13 protein-coding genes and 2 pseudogenes are annotated in these 17,503 nt (G+C 40.3%); 11 read left to right on the forward strand and 4 right to left on the reverse strand.

What is annotated here, in order from left to right; translation table 11 throughout:
- Nucleotides 1-110 precede the first annotated feature (110 nt).
- From J2T13_RS18790 to J2T13_RS18825, 8 genes are all read left to right on the forward strand, one after another.
- Nucleotides 111-716: a TetR/AcrR family transcriptional regulator gene (locus J2T13_RS18790; protein WP_429373898.1), complete on the forward strand. Its 606-nt coding sequence runs from the start codon at nucleotides 111-113 to the stop codon at nucleotides 714-716.
- A gap of 158 nt (nucleotides 717-874) precedes the next feature.
- A complete protein-coding gene (locus tag J2T13_RS18795) occupies nucleotides 875-1,999 on the forward strand; it encodes an ABC transporter permease (protein ID WP_429373899.1) in 1,125 nt (374 codons plus the stop codon).
- Nucleotides 1,999-2,694, forward strand: coding sequence for an ABC transporter ATP-binding protein (locus J2T13_RS18800; protein ID WP_429373900.1), 696 nt, complete (start codon nucleotides 1,999-2,001; stop codon nucleotides 2,692-2,694). The genes J2T13_RS18795 and J2T13_RS18800 overlap by 1 nt, the downstream gene beginning before the upstream one ends.
- Nucleotides 2,695-2,724: 30 nt before the next feature.
- The gene (locus J2T13_RS18805; protein WP_429373901.1) at nucleotides 2,725-3,051 is read left to right on the forward strand and encodes a heme oxygenase; all 327 of its coding nucleotides are present in this window, start codon (nucleotides 2,725-2,727) and stop codon (nucleotides 3,049-3,051) included.
- A gap of 274 nt (nucleotides 3,052-3,325) precedes the next feature.
- Entirely contained in the window at nucleotides 3,326-3,649 is a 324-nt protein-coding gene (locus J2T13_RS18810; RefSeq protein ID WP_429373902.1) for a hypothetical protein, read from the forward strand.
- Entirely contained in the window at nucleotides 3,619-3,801 is a 183-nt protein-coding gene (locus J2T13_RS18815; protein ID WP_429373903.1) for an AAA family ATPase, read from the forward strand. The genes J2T13_RS18810 and J2T13_RS18815 overlap by 31 nt, the downstream gene beginning before the upstream one ends.
- A 694-nt stretch (nucleotides 3,802-4,495) precedes the next feature.
- Nucleotides 4,496-6,034, forward strand: a complete 1,539-nt coding sequence (locus J2T13_RS18820; protein WP_429373904.1) for a GNAT family N-acetyltransferase — start codon at nucleotides 4,496-4,498, stop codon at nucleotides 6,032-6,034.
- Nucleotides 6,035-6,052: 18 nt separating this feature from the next.
- Complete coding sequence (locus J2T13_RS18825) at nucleotides 6,053-6,928, forward strand: nitrilase-related carbon-nitrogen hydrolase (RefSeq protein ID WP_429373905.1); 876 nt, start codon at nucleotides 6,053-6,055, stop codon at nucleotides 6,926-6,928.
- Between the two features lie 503 nt (nucleotides 6,929-7,431).
- Here J2T13_RS18825 and J2T13_RS18830 read toward each other — a convergent pair.
- Nucleotides 7,432-7,548, reverse strand: a pseudogene (locus J2T13_RS18830) (ATP-binding protein); the annotation flags it as partial.
- Nucleotides 7,549-7,890: 342 nt separating this feature from the next.
- Here J2T13_RS18830 and J2T13_RS18835 point away from each other — a divergent pair.
- Together J2T13_RS18835 and J2T13_RS18840 are read left to right on the forward strand one after the other, a co-directional pair.
- On the forward strand, nucleotides 7,891-8,268 hold the full coding sequence (locus J2T13_RS18835) for a collagen-like protein (protein ID WP_429373906.1): 378 nt from the start codon (nucleotides 7,891-7,893) through the stop codon (nucleotides 8,266-8,268).
- Between the two features lie 384 nt (nucleotides 8,269-8,652).
- Complete coding sequence (locus tag J2T13_RS18840; protein WP_429373907.1) at nucleotides 8,653-11,187, forward strand: transglutaminase domain-containing protein; 2,535 nt, start codon at nucleotides 8,653-8,655, stop codon at nucleotides 11,185-11,187.
- A 213-nt stretch (nucleotides 11,188-11,400) separates the two neighbouring features.
- Here the strand turns inward: J2T13_RS18840 and nspC are convergent, their stop codons facing one another.
- Both nspC and J2T13_RS18850 read right to left on the reverse strand, forming a co-directional pair.
- Nucleotides 11,401-12,528, reverse strand: a complete 1,128-nt coding sequence (gene nspC, locus J2T13_RS18845; RefSeq protein ID WP_429373908.1) for a carboxynorspermidine decarboxylase — start codon at nucleotides 12,526-12,528, stop codon at nucleotides 11,401-11,403.
- 1 nt (nucleotide 12,529) lies between these two features.
- Nucleotides 12,530-13,768: a saccharopine dehydrogenase family protein gene (locus J2T13_RS18850; protein WP_429373909.1), complete on the reverse strand. Its 1,239-nt coding sequence runs from the start codon at nucleotides 13,766-13,768 to the stop codon at nucleotides 12,530-12,532.
- Nucleotides 13,769-14,771: 1,003 nt separating this feature from the next.
- Here J2T13_RS18850 and J2T13_RS18855 point away from each other — a divergent pair.
- On the forward strand, nucleotides 14,772-17,207 hold the full coding sequence (locus J2T13_RS18855; protein WP_429373910.1) for a transglutaminase domain-containing protein: 2,436 nt from the start codon (nucleotides 14,772-14,774) through the stop codon (nucleotides 17,205-17,207).
- Nucleotides 17,208-17,317: 110 nt separating this feature from the next.
- On the opposite strand, the pseudogene J2T13_RS18860 reads toward J2T13_RS18855, so the two are convergent.
- A pseudogene (locus tag J2T13_RS18860) lies at nucleotides 17,318-17,503 on the reverse strand (IS256 family transposase); the annotation flags it as partial.

Below are 17,503 nucleotides of genomic sequence, written 5' to 3' on the forward strand. Positions count from 1 at the left end.
TATCTCAGCATTCTGAAACTGAAAAAGGACTGGATAAACTAGTCTATCTAATCGAATCTTTTCTGGATCTGATTTTTATTTAGGGGAATACCAAGGGGATTTTTGTTACAATGGAGACTACTGTACAATTAGGGACGGTGATCAACATGGGTAGGAAGCAGGCATTTACAAAATCGGAGTTGCTTGACCAAACCAAGAGGGTACTTCTCGAACACGGTTATGAGGGGTTTCAGCTTAAATTGTTATCGAGAAGTCTGGTTGGAGCAAGAAGTACGATTTACCAATACTATGCCAACAAAGAAGAGATTGTTGCTGCGTGTATGAAGCGGGTAATGGAAGATATATTAGAAAAAGCGTCAGCTACGGATGAGACGGATTGTATGAATGCCCTTCAGCAGCTGCTTACTGTATATCTGGAAGAGGCGAATTTTCATCAACTGCTTGGAGATGCACATAAAATTAATAAAGCCAATTCTGCGGCGGCGGCGAATGATCTTGAATTCGTTGATCAAGCCCATGCCACTTTAAAAAATCAACTTGAGCGGTTGTTCGTCCGTACTCAGGAAGAGGGCCACTTAAATACAAGTATTCCGCTTCCTGTCGTTATAGGTGTCTTTTTTAACCTTATTGATACACCCAATATGATGAATATTCCTACACCTCAGTGGAGTAAGTTATTGTTCCAAATGTGGTTAGGAGGAGCAGGAAGACGGTAAGAGTTAAAAAACATATTTGACACGTGTGTCATAAATGGTACATACTAAATGTAAGTTGTATAGGAAATTCATAAATGGTGCTTACTAAAAATTAGGTCGAAAAGGAATTAATTAATTTGACACAAGTGTCATTTATTATGAGGAGGAGAGAGGAAACTATGTTTTTGGCATTGAAGGAATTGAAACACAACAAAAAAAGGTTTTTGATGATTGCGATCATTTTTGTGCTTATTTCTTGGTTGGTGTTCATATTATCTGGTTTGGGCAATGGTTTATCTACGCTAGCGGCTTCGACGTTCAAGAATATGAAGGCTGATTATGTAGTTTTTGAACAAGGATCGAAAGCTTCAATGAGTAAATCTTTATTGTCCAATGAACTGACACAACAATTAACAGAGATGCCCAATGTAACTGCGGTTTCACCCATGGGAACCATCATGGCATCGGCAATCAAAGGAAATAGCAAGGTGAATGAAGATAAAGTAGATATAGCTATTATTGGGATTGATCCTGGGAGTTTTTTAGAACCGAAGATTATTGAAGGTACAGGGCTGACATCCGATAACATGACGCAAGTTATAGTAAATGAGACCATGAAAGACGACGAGGGCTTTAAACTGGGGGACACCTTCCAATTGGATGGATCGACGGAATCGTTGACTATCGTTGGTTTTGTCAATGACCAGACTTATAACCACGTAGCAGCTGTTTTCACACCCATTGCAGAGTGGCGAAAGATTGCGTTTGCGGCACCAGGTTCGGACAAAGGGGTCCCGGAACCAGTGAATGCAATAATGCTTCAAGGCCATGATATTGATTCCAATGCCATTAATGAACAGCTGCTGGGTACCGATACGGTTACTCGTGCAGCAGCAGTACAGGGAATGCCCGGATACAAGGAAGAGAATGGTACGATCGTGATGATGCTTGCGTTCCTGCTTGCAATTTCAGCATTCGTACTTGGCGTGTTCTTCTATGTATTTACGATGCAGAAGAGCAACCAGTTCGGGATTATGAAAGCAATCGGAGCCAAAAATGGGTTCTTGGGCAAAGCGGTCGTCTCACAGGTGTTCGTTTTGTCGCTCTCTAGCATTATAGTTGGCATAATCTTGACTTATGGGACGGCGGCAATCATGCCAAAAGGCATGCCCTTCATGCTTGATACAAAGCTGGTACTCACATATTCCATCGTTTTGCTGGTGATCTCTTTGCTCAGTTCGTTGGTATCGGTTCGCACGATTTCGAAAATTGATCCGCTTAAAGCGCTGGGGAGGGTTGAATAATGACTACGGGATTGCAAATTATGGCGGCTTCAAAGTATTACAATGAAGGTTCAAACCGTGTTTCAGCATTAGATAATGTGTCCATTACAGTGAAACCTGGTGAGTTCATCGCGGTCGTAGGGCCGTCCGGTTCGGGCAAAAGTACCTTCTTATCCATTGCAGGTGCATTGCTAAAAGCCTCTGAGGGAGAAGTTAAGCTGAATGGGCAGGACATATCCAAGTTGTCAGGCAACCAACTATCCGACATTCGATTGCACGAGGTTGGATTCATCATGCAGGCTTCAAACCTGGTTCCGTATTTGAACGTTCTTGACCAGTTGCTTGTCGTAAAGCGGATGTCGGGAAAGGTTACCGCAGCAGATAAAGCTTTTGCCGTAAAATTGCTTGAAGAACTAGGTCTTGGCACAAAGTTGAAGAGTTATCCAGAGGAACTGTCTGGGGGCGAGAAACAACGTACTGCGATTGCCCGAGCATTAATTAACGATCCCAATGTTATATTGGCGGACGAACCTACAGCAAGTCTTGACACCAAGCGCGCCCATGAGGTTGTCTCTTTGATTGCCCATGAGGTCAGAACACGTCATAAAGCGGCGATTATGGTGACTCATGACGAACGGTTGCTTGCTTACTGCGATAAGGTATACCGGATGGAAGACGGAAAATTATCGTTAGCCAAAGTGGAGTCCATCCATTAAATTTCAAAAAAAGTTAGGGAGATGGTAAGGATGATCGTCGTTACGAACAGAATTAAAGTGAAAAAAGGAATGGGTACAGTAATGGCACCGGGTTTTACAGCGCCAGGCCCACTAGACAGTTCCGAAGGCTTTGTGAAAGTAGAAGTATTGTTGACACAGAACGTAACCGAATACGATGAGTTAAATGTAAATATGTACTGGGAGACTATGGATTCCTTTACAGCTTGGAGAAATAGCGATGCCTTTAAATCGGCACACAAACGTCCAGAATCGGGCTCAGAGGAAGCAAATAAAGAATCTCCAATTCTCGGAAGTGAGATCATAACTTATGAAGTGGCATCTGTAAAAGAAATATAAATAATAAGGACGACAAAACAGCGATACAAGACTAAGCTCTTGCACCGCTGACTTGTCCTATTTAAACTAATATGTAGTTAAGAAGGGGTGGCTTAATCGCTACCTCTTCTTGTTGGAATTTAGCCGTTATAGTGTATAAGGTGAACCGTATCATAAGTAGCGGCAAGTTTTTTGAACGAGCAAAAGGTGTGAAGCGTCCTTTTGCGGCATGGATTTGCTCTCAATAGCTCAAACTGAACCGGTTGGTTTCAGATATTATCTATTAACTCCTCGTATGTTGAGAGAACGATTTGCTAATATTCTTAGACCTATTACATTCATAGTAACCGAGGATGTGTCTAAGCAGCTTGAAAACATTCGATTTAGATTTGAAAATCTTGGTATACAGTGCAACAACTACACAAAAACGTTAAGTCAAAAGCAACAGGAAGCCAAGACTGCATTAAGACTTCATGAAGTATCAAGTTTTATTAGTGACATTAAGCATGCAGTTGAAATTAAAAAAATAGAAGAATTAAAATCGCTAGAATCCATTGCCAGAAATGAGCAAATCAATACCCAGTTTAGATGGGAATTATTTTCTTTGTATTTGGTTTAATAAACAGTGAAATAATAAAGAGTGGAAAATTCAAGCAGCTTTTTATCTCCACACATAATCTTGACTACTTAAAATATTTAAAACGTCTCTTATCAAAGGATGAACAAGGGATTGATTTACATCCTATTTATACTACAGGTTATTTTGAATAAAATAAAAGTTAAAGATCCTGATCAATACAATGCCTTACTTGAAAGCATTGGAATAACCAGCTAATATATCTGGATTTCTTAGACAGAGAGTTAAATGTATTTTTAAAAGGTACTTTCCATAGCTAATTTCTCCCGGAATGGTATAGTATTAAATCTATATATGACAGATTGTAGATAGATTTAAGGGCACCCAAAAGGGCCCTTTATATGTTAATTGTTTACATGCATTAGATCTAGCCCAAGGTGGTAGCGGTTCTGATCACCGACTAGATCATTACTAGAGCGGGATTTTTATGCTTACTAGTTGAGAAAGTGGATAGGGAGTTCCTGATCTAGTAGAGTGATGTTGAAAATTCAAGGATTGTCATGAAAGTTAAGTGAAAAAATGAATACATAGGAATTTAATTGGAAATTATCTGTTCACCTCTTTCTTCAGAGGATTATCGAGGTAATAAGTGTTTGTTAGGAATGTATGTATTAATCAGGAGGAATTCCGAGACAATTAAAATATTTTTATGTATTTTTTAGTGTAATTTCAGACAAAGGAAGTACCGATTCGTCGAACAAAGAGTTAATACGAGCGTTTCCGCATTTTCCGTCCCCCAAATAATAAAACCGCTATATACCGACACTAGGGACAAGAAATAATATGGTATAATATAGTTAAACACATTTATAAAGGGGTCTCCTTTCTATGACAACCGATCAAATCTCGCAATTCGAAAAGAAAATTATCATCCGCAACATTCAACGCGAAGATTTCGATAATATTATCGCGCTGCAAAATATTTGTTTTCCGAACATGAGTCCGTGGAAGCTGGATCAACTGGAAAGTCACGTCCGTACGTTTCCCGATGGTCAAATGTGCGTCGAGCTCGACGGTGATATTATCGGCTCCTGTTCTAGCCTGATCGTGAATTTTGACGATTATTTGGAGCAACATACGTATTCCGAAATCACGGACAAGGGTTATATTCGCAACCATAACCCCCGGGGTGGGAACCTCTATGGGATGGAAGTCATGGTGCATCCAGATTTCCGTCGCATGAAGATCGGCAGAAGGTTATACGAGGCAAGGAAACGGCTGGCGGAGCAGCGTAACCTCAAGAGTATTATCGTAGGGGGACGCATCCCGGGGTATCACAACTATTCCGATAAGTTGTCGCCAAGAGCTTACGCGGAAGAAGTGTTGCAGCAGAATATCTACGATCCGGTGCTGACTTTTCAGATGATGAATGGATTTACGCTGAAGAGGATCATTACCAATTATTTGTCCGATGACGCCGATTCTGAGAATTTCGCGGCCCTGTTAGAATGGAATAATATCGAATACAAGCCGAGCATCAACAAGACGCTTTATAAAATGTCCTTCCCCGTCCGCATTTGCGTGGTCCAGTATATGATGAAGAAGATCGATTCTTTCGAGGAATTCGCCAACCAGTGCGAGCATTACGTGGACGTGGCATCGGATTACAAGTCCGACTTCGCCGTTTTCCCGGAGAACTTCACCATGCAGCTGCTTTCCTTCTTAGATGAACGGTCTCCGAGCTTGGCCGTCCGGAAGCTTACGACTTATACGACCAAATATGTGGAGTTGTTTTCCGAACTCGCGGTCAAATACAACGTAAATATCGTAGGCGGCTCCCACTTCGTTGAGAACAATAACCGGATTTACAACGTCGCTCACTTGTTCCGCCGGGACGGCTCAATTGAGCAGCAATACAAGCTACATATTTCTCCGAACGAGCGGAAGTGGTGGGGCATCAACGGGGGTAGTTCACTCGGGGTGTTCGACACGGATTGCGGTAAAATATCGATTCAACTCAGCAGTGACATCGAGTATCCGGAGTTGTCCCGTATCGTCGCGGAGGAGGGAGCGCAGATTATATTCGTTCCTTTCTGCGCGGAAGATCGGCAGACGTTCCTGAGGGTGAAGTACTGCGCACAGGCCAGAGCGATTGAGAACCAAGTGTTCATTGTGACCGCGGGAACGGTAGGAAATCTAACCCATGTGGACAACGTAGACGTTCAGTACGCCCAGTCCGGTATCTATACGCCGTCTGATTTCTCCTTCTCTCGCGACGGCATCGCGGGGGAGTGCAGCGAGAATACGGAGACAGTCATCATGGCTGAGGTAGACATGGAAACGCTCGAAAGGTACCGTAAGTCCAATGATGCATTGTCGTTCAAGGATCGCCGGACGGACATCTATTCCTTACAAATTCGTACTTAAAACATACTAGAGGTGAATATGAAAAAGTTAACGATAGCAACCACGCAATACGGTCTCACCGATATCCGTACCGAAAAAGAGTTCTGGACGGGAATCGATACGAAGGTTCGGGAGGCTGCCGAGCAGGGCGCCTCCATGATCGTGTTTCCGGAGTACATGACGGCTCACTTGCTGAGCTTAGAGCCATCGATGCTGCACGATGAAGCGTGTTATTTTCTGGACGGGCTGACGGATAAATATACCAAGTTCTTCGGAGAGTTAAGCCGAGAATGTGATATTGCCATACTAGCGGGGACACATATTTGTTTAGAGGAAGAGAGCAAGTACTCGAACAAGGCATTCCTCTTCTTTTCAGACGGACGTGTGGAGACGCAGAGCAAGGTACACCTTACGCCGGAGGAGCAGATTCGCTGGCCACTGGTCGCGGGTGACGAGCTTAACGTATTCGACACGGAGTGGGGCAAGATGGCGATCTTGACCTGTTACGACATCGAGTTTCCGGAGCTGGCGAGGGCAGCCGCGCTTCGTGGCGCGGAACTGCTTCTATGCCCTTCCTATACCGATGATTCCTTCGGTTACCATCGTGTACGGCATTGCGCCCAAGCGAGGGCGATCGAGAATCAACTGTTTGTCGTATTAAGCGGCCTCGTCGGAACCTTGTCCGAGGATCGTCCGCAGGTGGACACGGGGTTTTGCCAAGCGGGCATATTCACCCCATGCGATCTACCGTTCGCCGCGGATGGCATCTTGCAGGTCGGAGAAACGAACGAAAATAGGACGGTGCTGGCCGAACTCGACTTCCACAGGCTCCGAGAGAATCGCGAACGCGGAGCGGTAGCACCCTTCTACGACCGCCGCCCCGATCTATACGAACACCAGAAGACGCTACTGTAAACCGAAAATCCGTTGAGCCCCTTGCGAAGGAGGGGATGAATTCTTTGGATCACAGCCTGATGAAGGCGGGAAATATGTTGCGATTACATGGAAATATAAAAACATTTCAGATAAAGATTTTTATTGAAGTGACACAGATGCTAAAGTAGATTTTAATTAATTTAAAAGATTAATTTTATTTCTCAAGTTTTTTAGAAATCAGTGGAGAGGTAGGCTGTTATACTTACTTCCCCGCTTTTTATGCAAAAATGAAACCAGCCAATACAGTATTCGAGTTAATAGACGAATTGAAAAAATATTTTTAAATTTTTTTCTGGACTAATTAATATATAAAGTGAGTTATTATGAATAATTTAAGGGCACTCATATGGGTGTCCTTAAATTTCGCTCTATAGATGATACGGTGAGCCTTATCATAAGTAGGGCGAAATTATTAAGTAATAAATTATTATTCATTCATAGAACGTTACAATTGTTCGTAGATTGGTGAAGCTGTGGTTCAATTACCCTAATTGTTGCTGGGATAGCCATTCCTTCGTTTCTTTCATGCGATACGAATTTCCGTTCATGTTCACAATATAGGATTGATACGTTAAACGGTCAATCATCGCTGCGATCATTGGAAATAGAACAGGGGGATCCATTCTCATATGTAAATTTATGAAATTTAGACAAACCCTTATTACGATGGCAATAGGGCACTGTCAAATACCTTCTAAAGGCGAAAAAGTGCAATTAATGAAGGTTAAATTCAGGGATCTTATTCTGAAAGTAGGGGCAAGTTTTTGACAATGCCTATGCTAAATTTTATTGTTGATCTTCAGTGGATAAATTCACTAGTTTCCTTCACTACCGTTCAGTTTCGGCTGGGCGGAAATTTTATATGGGCATCGGCCCAAGCACCCTTTCCGCGAATGCATATGATGTGATTATGCCTACTCATTGAAAAGGAGTGATCACATATGGGATTCTTTCCAACACCGGGAACCGGCGGAGGATTTCCGGGGTTCCCGGGCGGACCTGGCGGACCTGGCGTGCCAGGGGGTTCAGGTGGATTTCCGGGGACTCCTGGAGGTGTACCGGGAGGCGTTCAAGCGCCGACGGCTCCTCCACCGCAATTCGTACCGCAAATGCCGGTCACCGCATTTGCCATCGACCCCGGCGGGATCAGACGCTGCTTGTTCCGTAACACATACATTTGGCTGAACAACGGCGAGCAATTCTGGTTCTTCCCGGTATTCGTCGGACGTAATTCTATTGCAGGGTTCAGATGGACTGGTTTCTTCTGGGCGTACTTCGGCATTGATGTGAATCGGATTAGCTCGTTCACCTGCTTCTAAGGCAGACAGCGAAAGAGAACAGCCCGAGGGCTGTTCCCTTTGTTGTGCGACTTTTCATGTTTGCCGCTGAATTTACCGGGATACGGGACACGATATTTTAATTCTTCAAGAAAGAGCCATCCTGCATTAGGATGGCTATAAAACTTGCTATTGCTGATAGCACGGTGAAGAGAATTTTATCTCGAAAAGTGCTCGCTATTACGTCAATATTGGTTTGACTTCATTAATTAGAGCGATCAACTCATCTACGTTTACACGATTTATTCCCTCTGAATGTCAGTTGCATTTAAGGATAATGGGGATGCTTTCATTTACCTCATATATCCAATTATTCGATATATTATATGATATAATATTTCATATAACTCAAAGGGGCGTAAGAATTTGAAAAAATCATTCATTCTAATCTTAGTTATTGCTTTTATATTATCGGGTTGCCAAGGAAATAATAGTGATAATCAAGATAAAAATCAAAAACAATCAGAAACACAAGAAACACAAGAAACACAAGAAGCACAAGAAGCACAAGAAGCACAAGAAGCACAAGAAGCACAAGAAGCACAAGAAGCACAAGAAGCACAAGAAGCACAAGAAGCACAAGAAGCACCACCTGCACCTACATCGCTAACAACGGTTGCAGATTTAAAGAAGAAGTATAAAGAAGAAGAGGCAAAACAATACATAACACCGATGTACAATGTTAATTACAATAAAGTTTTTACAATTAAATTCAACTCAAATATCTATTCTACAAATGCTTTCCCTCATAGTGAGCATGATCTGGCTGAACTGTTTACAGAAGATCAGGTAGATAGATTTAATAAAAGTATCGTAACTGTACATACAGATGCAAGGTGTTTATATGAAAGTGAAGTATCTACTGAAGAAGAAGTGAAAGATCCTGATGCTAGTCAAAGTGTGTTAACTGTAAGTTCATACGATCCCGTACTAACATCGTTTGATTCTACTAGAGATAAAGAAAAATCATGGGGAAATGCCCCCATTTATTACATTTGTATCCGTTATGATCTAGATGCAAAGACGCCGACAAAACTGGATAATCCTATTATTATACCTTTTACAATTAAGTCTCCATTACAATCACCGAATGCTAACTATCAAATTGATGCTGAAGGAAGATATAAATTAGTATGGAACAAAGTGAAAGGCGCTAAAAAATATAATGTTTATAATGTGATGTCTATGCATAATGAAGAAAAAATCAATGGGGCGGAGCAAGGATATAAACATACTTATCCATACTTAATTGGAACGGTTACGGATACAGAATTTCAAGACTTTGCATCAGATGGAGATCAAGGGTTGTTATATGTAGGTGATGAACCGGATGATTATCAAAGAAAAGCAACTATCGCACAAAATAGGATGGTTGAAGGAGAATATTATGTAACGGCTGTTGATGCAAATGGAAATGAATCAAATTTTAGCCCTACAGTCAGCACATTTAATTTATCGAAAACCCTTATAACGGGTATGAAAGAATTACATGAATTATATTACTTGGGTTTTCAAACCATTGATGATTTACCTAAGAAAATAAAGTTGTCTACAATAGATGAAGCAACTACTTTAGATAGAGATATCATTTATGAAAATCATATTGAATATGACAACGATGGATTTGCTCTAATCCCTTATAAAGTGAAGGGAACAGCGATTAGTGGTACAACCTTAGTGTATATTTTTGATGAACAAAAATGGAGTAATTTTATACATAATCAAGATATTAGTGATCACAGCGGTGGAGGTCTAGTTGAGCCGGAAAACGTGATGGAGTATGCTCCTGATTCTTCTATTGTGGATAATTCCAATAATAACAGTGATGATCTGATTGAACGTCAGAAAGAATATACACGAGAACAACTGGATGAAGGCAATAAAGAAAATGTTCCTCAAACAGAAACAGCTAATGATTATAAAATTAATGCTGATTCTGCATTAGAAGAATACCTGGCATTAAATATAATTGCCGCTAATAAAAAAATTTCATTAAAAGCATTCCCAGAGGCTCTAAATATTGATGTTTTAGTTGATACCTTACAAAAAGTTAGATATCAGAATCCACTAGTATTAGATATTAAGAACTATGGATTCGATTATAAAACATCAACTCTTAATATTGGTTATAGTGAGAGTAAAGATAACATTACCAAAAAACAAAAAGAAATAATGAAAGAAGCGCATAATATTATCTTGCAAATTATTACAAATGATATGAGTGATGATGAAAAGCGACAAGCTATTTATGATTATTTAAATGATCATGCAAAATATGATGACGCAGCCTTGAAAAATGCTGAGAAAAACAATTATAAGACTATTGATAAAGAATTTGATGATTCTTTTACTACCTATGGCATTATGGTAAAAAAAGTTGGGGTATGTGGTAGTTATGCGGCAACCTACAAGCTGCTTAGTGATTTGGTAGGTTTGGATAGTATTGTCGTATCAGGCTATCTTGGAGGTGTACCTCATGCATGGAATAAGGTGGGGATAAATGGGAAATGGTACAATGTTGATTCAACAAATAATGGAACAAACTCTGGTGTTCCTTACTTATTATATAATTCTGACGATGAAACAGCAGAGGATCTAGAGTTTGTCTTTGATAAGACTTATTGGACAGATGAAGGGTTAAAGCAATTTGTAAGTGAAGATAACTCATTGGATTATTATAAAAAGAAAGGGTTGGAAATTAATTCTCCAACAGAATATAAAAATATACTTTTAAAATTCTTAAAAGGCAATGATATGACCTTCATTGTTCGATTAAACGATGATGTAAGTGAAGATGAAGTTATTCAAGTAATACAAGAGGTTAATAATAAATCTCCTATTATTAAATTAGAGAATGCAACAATAAGCGGGTTACTAAGTTATTTTATTTGGGAAGAATAAGTAATGTGGACGTAATGAATGTACTCTTTAACAAGTACGCGAAGTTCCACGATGTTTCATATTTTAGCTTTTTGCAACTTTTAAATGAAGAGTTTCCTAAGGACCTTCCCACAGTATCATTTTGCTATTCCGGTGGATTCCGGGGAACCGAAGAAAGTTAGTCCAAAAAGCCTTAACCCTTCTTGTGAGCAGGGTTAAGGCTTTGGTTATGGATTAAGCTAGTCTCATCTTAAAATCCTGATAGCCGAACTCGCGAACGACGCGGCAATTGCCGTCTTTCTCCTGCACGGCGATGGCCGGCAGCGGCATGCCGTTGAAGGTGTTGGTTTTGACCATGGAGTAGATCGCCATATCTTCAAACACTAACCTGTCGCCGTTCTTTAAGGGCTGATCGAAGGAATAGTCTCCGATTATGTCGCCCGTAAGGCAGGTCGGACCGCCAAGCCGATAGGTGTAAGCCTTCTCGCCGACTTCGCCCGAACCGATAAGCGGCGGACGATATGGCATTTCCAGAACATCCGGCATATGACACGTAGCTGACGTATCTACAATAGCAATTTCGATGCCGTTCCTAAGGATATCCAGTACGGAGGTGACCATATAGCCCGCATTGAGCGCAATGGCTTCTCCGGGTTCAAGATAGACTTCCAAGTCGTATTTAGCTTGCATTCGCTGAATGCAAGCTTCGAGTCTCAGGATATCGTAGTCGTCTCTTGTGATATGGTGACCGCCACCGAAATTGATCCATTCCATTTGCGGCATCCAGGGCCCGAACTTGTCTTCGACCGCATTCAGCGTGGTCTCCAAATCGTCCGAGTTCTGTTGACAAAGGGTATGGAAGTGGAGTCCTGAAACGCCTTCAAGTAGTTCTGGCCGGAAATCCTCCCGGTTCACGCCAAATCTTGACCCTGGCGAACAGGGATCATAGATTTCATGTCCCTCTTGCGTCGAGCATTCTGGATTGATGCGAAGGCCCACTTTTCTGCCGGCAGTAAGAGCCTTCGTTTTATACTTTTCCAGCTGGGAGAAGGAATTGAAGATAATATGATCACAAATGGATATAATTTCGTCGATTTCATCCTCACGATAGGCAGGGGCAAAGACGTGATTTTCTTTGCCCATCTCCTCGTGACCCAGCCGTGCTTCGAATAACCCACTCGCAGTCGTACCATTTAAGTATTTTCCGATGAGGGGATACATGGTAGTCATGGAAAAAGCTTTTTGTGCCAGCAGGATCTTGGCTCCTGTACGCTGTATGACACCGTTCAGGATATTCAGGTTGTTCTCGATGAGCGCTTCATCAACTACAAAGCAGGGTGTCGGCAATTCCTCGAACCGCATCTTAGCGAACGAGCTCCGGACTTTTTGCTTCCTCAGGTAATGCGTCAACAAGCACCGGATTAAAGTCTTCTAGCCATGGAAGTCCCCATTTGTTCAGTTCTTCCATGAATGGATCGGGATCGAACTCTTCGATATTGAATACGCCCGGTTTATTCCATTTACCAGTCATGACCATTGCCGCACCAATCATGGCTGGAACGCCAGTTGTATAGGAGATAGCCTGGGAGCCCACTTCTTTATAGCACTCTTGGTGATCGCAAATATTGTAGACATAGTAGGTCTTGTCTTGGCCGTCTTTTTTCCCTTTGAAGATACAGCCGATGTTCGTCTTGCCCACTGTACGAGGTCCGAGGGAAGCTGGGTCCGGGAGTATAGCCTTTAGGAATTGAAGCGGAATGATTTGTTTTCCTTCGTATTCGATTGGTTCGATGGAAGTCATTCCTACGTTTTCAAGCGCCTTTAAATGCATGAGATAACTTGGGCCGAAAGTCATGAAGAAACGGATGCGTTTCAGTCCAGGCATGTTCTGAGCAAGGGATTCGAGCTCTTCATGGTACAGCAAGTACATGTCCTTTTCACCGACTTCAGCGAAGTTATAACCACGCTTGATTTCCATAGGTTTTGTTTCGATCCATTCGCCGTTTTCCCAGTAACGTCCGTTAGCGGAGACTTCGCGGATGTTGATTTCCGGGTTGAAATTCGTTGCAAAAGGATAGCCGTGATCGCCGCCGTTGCAATCCAGAATGTCGATATATTCGATTTCGTCAAAATAGTGTTTCAACGCATAAGCGGAGAATACGCCCGTTACGCCTGGGTCGAATCCACTACCCAAAAGAGCTGTGATCCCAGCTTTTTCAAAGCGTTCACGATAATCCCATTGCCATTTGTATTCGAATTTCGCGGTATCCTCCGGCTCATAGTTTGCCGTATCCATATAGTGCGTTTTGGTAGCTAGGCAAGCATCCATGATCGTTAAATCTTGGTAAGGCAGAGCCAAGTTCATGACGATATCTGGTTTGACTTCGTTAATTAGAGCGATCAACTCATCTACGTTGTCTGCATTGACTTGTGCAGTCGTAATTTTGGTTTTGCCACCATCTAATTTTGCCTTCAGTTCATCGCATTTGGATTTCGTGCGACTGGCGATGCAAATCTCCTCGAAAACCTCACTGTTTTGAACACATTTGTGAATTGCTACTCCTGCTACGCCTCCGGCGCCAATGACAAGTGCTTTTCCCATTTTTTGATCTCCTCATCCAAGTAATTTTTTTTGAAAAAAAGCGAAAACGGCAACAAAAAAAGCAAGCGAAACACGCACCATGCGCATCACACTTGCTTCGATATAGTTAAATAATAAGACAGTCCCAATAAGCATGACTGGGCAAACTTCTTGCGTGCTCGTCAGTCATAAAGTTCATAGTTTCATGGGGAAAGGCCCTTAATATTCAAATATATCATGTTAGGATCAGAGTCTATATAGCAAATAATTCACTTTTACCACTCTTATTGACCGTTTCACAAGTTGTGTGCTAAATGCACTGGTTGTAAAGTAACCAACTTATAAAATTTGAGCTTTTAACTCAATCAATAAGGCAACGAAAGTTGCCAATCGGCATTTGACCCGGCTGTCCGTATGGCCTTAACTTCTTTAGGAAGTGGTCAAAGATTATCTGCTTGGAAAGATCCTAGATATATTAAATATTAGCTTTCCAAAATTTATGCCTCTTCATAATAGCAGGATAGGGAGTATTGAGCAAGGAAAATTTTCAAATAAATGCGAAGGGTAGGTCTCTTCACTTCTCTGTAAACGATTGGATGAGTGAGATTTTGTTGAAGAACTAAATGAATATTATAGTGCAGTGAATGGGAGCAAACTCGGGTGCCACTTGATTTCGCTCAATAGGCGATACGATGAACTGTATCGCGCATGCTGGTACAACAGAGAGTTGAGCTGAATGTAGAAGCGGTGTTTGTTATTTCGAACGTATATGAGAGGTTGTTCAGCTAGCCTCTTATTCAGTAAGTCTTGCTATTGGAGACTTTAAGCTCGTTCTGATGCTAGAACGGGTTGGCTGTGGTAGCCCCATTGCATTTCCCCAGTTTTTTCTCTACACGATTTATTCCCTCTGAATGTCAGTTGCAACTAAGGATAATGGGGATGCTTGTATTCACCTCATATATTTCCAATTATTCGATATATTATGTGATATAATATTTCGAATAACTCAAAGGAGCATAAGAATTTGAAAAAATCATTCATTCTAATCTTAGTTATTGTTTTTATATTATCGGGTTGCCAAGGAAATAATAGTGATAACCAAGATAAAAATCAAAAACAATCAGAAACACTAGAAACACTAGAAACATCACCGGCACTTACATCGCTAACAACGGTTGCAGATTTAAAGAAGAAGTATAAAGAAGAAGAGGAAAAACAATACTTAACACCGATGTATAATGTTAATTACAATAAAGTTTTTACAATTAAATTCAACTCAAATATCTATTCTACAAATGCTTTCCCTCATAGTGAGCATGATCTGGCTGAACTGTTTACAGAAGATCAGGTAGATAGATTTAATAAAAGTATCGTAACTGTACATACAGATGCAAGGTGTTTATATGAAAGTGAAGTATCTACTGAAGAAGAAGTGAAAGATCCTGATGCTAGTCAAAGTGTGTTAACTGTAAGTTCATACGATCCCGTACTAACATCGTTTGATTCTACTAGAGATAAAGAAAAATCATGGGGAAATGCCCCCATTTATTACATTTGTATCCGTTATGATCTAGATGCAAAGACGCCGACAAAACTGGATAATCCTATTATTATACCTTTTACAATTAAGTCTCCATTACAATCACCGAATGCTAACTATCAAATTGATGCTGAAGGAAGATATAAATTAGTATGGAACAAAGTGAAAGGCGCTAAAAAATATAATGTTTATAATGTGATGTCTATGCATAATGAAGAAAAAATCAATGGGGCGGAGCAAGGATATAAACATACTTATCCATACTTAATTGGAACGGTTACGGATACAGAATTTCAAGACTTTGCATCAGATGGAGATCAAGGGTTGTTATATGTAGGTGATGAACCGGATGATTATCAAAGAAAAGCAACTATCGCACAAAATAGGATGGTTGAAGGAGAATATTATGTAACGGCTGTTGATGCAAATGGAAATGAATCAAATTTTAGCCCTACAGTCAGCACATTTAATTTATCGAAAACCCTTATAACGGGTATGAAAGAATTACATGAATTATATTACTTGGGTTTTCAAACCATTGATGATTTACCTAAGAAAATAAAGTTGTCTACAATAGATGAAGCAACTACTTTAGATAGAGATATCATTTATGAAAATCATATTGAATATGACAACGATGGATTTGCTCTAATCCCTTATAAAGTGAAGGGAACAGCGATTAGTGGTACAACCTTAGTGTATATTTTTGATGAACAAAAATGGAGTAATTTTATACATAATCAAGATATTAGTGATCACAGCGGTGGAGGTCTAGTTGAGCCGGAAAACGTGATGGAGTATGCTCCTGATTCTTCTATTGTGGATAATTCCAATAATAACAGTGATGATCTGATTGAACGTCAGAAAGAATATACACGAGAACAACTGGATGAAGGCAATAAAGAAAATGTTCCTCAAACAGAAACAGCTAATGATTATAAAATTAATGCTGATTCTGCATTAGAAGAATACCTGGCATTAAATATAATTGCCGCTAATAAAAAAATTTCATTAAAAGCATTCCCAGAGGCTCTAAATATTGATGTTTTAGTTGATACCTTACAAAAAGTTAGATATCAGAATCCACTAGTATTAGATATTAAGAACTATGGATTCGATTATAAAACATCAACTCTTAATATTGGTTATAGTGAGAGTAAAGATAACATTACCAAAAAACAAAAAGAAATAATGAAAGAAGCGCATAATATTATCTTGCAAATTATTACAAATGATATGAGTGATGATGAAAAGCGACAAGCTATTTATGATTATTTAAATGATCATGCAAAATATGATGACGCAGCCTTGAAAAATGCTGAGAAAAACAATTATAAGACTATTGATAAAGAATTTGATGATTCTTTTACTACCTATGGCATTATGGTAAAAAAAGTTGGGGTATGTGGTAGTTATGCGGCAACCTACAAGCTGCTTAGTGATTTGGTAGGTTTGGATAGTATTGTCGTATCAGGCTATCTTGGAGGTGTACCTCATGCATGGAATAAGGTGGGGATAAATGGGAAATGGTACAATGTTGATTCAACAAATAATGGAACAAACTCTGGTGTTCCTTACTTATTATATAATTCTGACGATGAAACAGCAGAGGATCTAGAGTTTGTCTTTGATAAGACTTATTGGACAGATGAAGGGTTAAAGCAATTTGTAAGTGAAGATAACTCATTGGATTATTATAAAAAGAAAGGGTTGGAAATTAATTCTCCAACAGAATATAAAAATATACTTTTAAAATTCTTAAAAGGTAATGATAAGACCCTCATTGTTCGATTAAACGATGATATAAGTGAAGATGACGCTATTCAAGTAGTACAAGAAGTTTATAATAAATCCCCTATTATTAAATTAGAGAATGCAATAATAAGGGAGTTACTACGTTATCATATTTGGGAAGAATAAGTAATGTGGACGTAATGAATGTACTCTTTAACAAGTACGTGAAATTCGGGTCTGTCAATAGTTTTGTGTAAACTCTTTTAATATGGCTTCTCCCCGAGGGGAGATAAAAATCATTTCACATACTGCCCAACACGTTCTGGAAATAAAATGGAGAACTGAAGTAGCATTTGACTCCAATTTTGGACTCGCCCCGTCCATTTACGCATGACATCCATTGTGGCGAGGTAGAGCATTTTAAGCAAGGATTCGTCTGTAGGGAAAATACTCTTGCCTTTCGTTACTTTCCGTAGCTGGCG

The sequence above is a fragment of the Paenibacillus sp. DS2015 genome, from assembly GCF_050433705.1.
Taxonomy (GTDB): domain Bacteria; phylum Bacillota; class Bacilli; order Paenibacillales; family Paenibacillaceae; genus Paenibacillus_AQ.

Excerpts from the sequence above, each read along its gene's own strand:
- J2T13_RS18790 (WP_429373898.1), top strand. The coding sequence starts at position 111 with ATGGAGACTACTGTACAATTAGGGACGGTGATCAACATGGGTAGGAAG.
- J2T13_RS18795 (WP_429373899.1), top strand. The coding sequence starts at position 875 with ATGTTTTTGGCATTGAAGGAATTGAAACACAACAAAAAAAGGTTTTTG.
- J2T13_RS18800 (WP_429373900.1), top strand. The coding sequence starts at position 1,999 with ATGACTACGGGATTGCAAATTATGGCGGCTTCAAAGTATTACAATGAA.
- J2T13_RS18805 (WP_429373901.1), top strand. The coding sequence starts at position 2,725 with ATGATCGTCGTTACGAACAGAATTAAAGTGAAAAAAGGAATGGGTACA.
- J2T13_RS18810 (WP_429373902.1), top strand. The coding sequence starts at position 3,326 with ATGTTGAGAGAACGATTTGCTAATATTCTTAGACCTATTACATTCATA.
- J2T13_RS18815 (WP_429373903.1), top strand. The coding sequence starts at position 3,619 with ATGGGAATTATTTTCTTTGTATTTGGTTTAATAAACAGTGAAATAATA.
- J2T13_RS18820 (WP_429373904.1), top strand. The coding sequence starts at position 4,496 with ATGACAACCGATCAAATCTCGCAATTCGAAAAGAAAATTATCATCCGC.
- J2T13_RS18825 (WP_429373905.1), top strand. The coding sequence starts at position 6,053 with ATGAAAAAGTTAACGATAGCAACCACGCAATACGGTCTCACCGATATC.
- J2T13_RS18835 (WP_429373906.1), top strand. The coding sequence starts at position 7,891 with ATGGGATTCTTTCCAACACCGGGAACCGGCGGAGGATTTCCGGGGTTC.
- nspC (WP_429373908.1), bottom strand. The coding sequence starts at position 12,528 with ATGCGGTTCGAGGAATTGCCGACACCCTGCTTTGTAGTTGATGAAGCG.
- J2T13_RS18850 (WP_429373909.1), bottom strand. The coding sequence starts at position 13,768 with ATGGGAAAAGCACTTGTCATTGGCGCCGGAGGCGTAGCAGGAGTAGCA.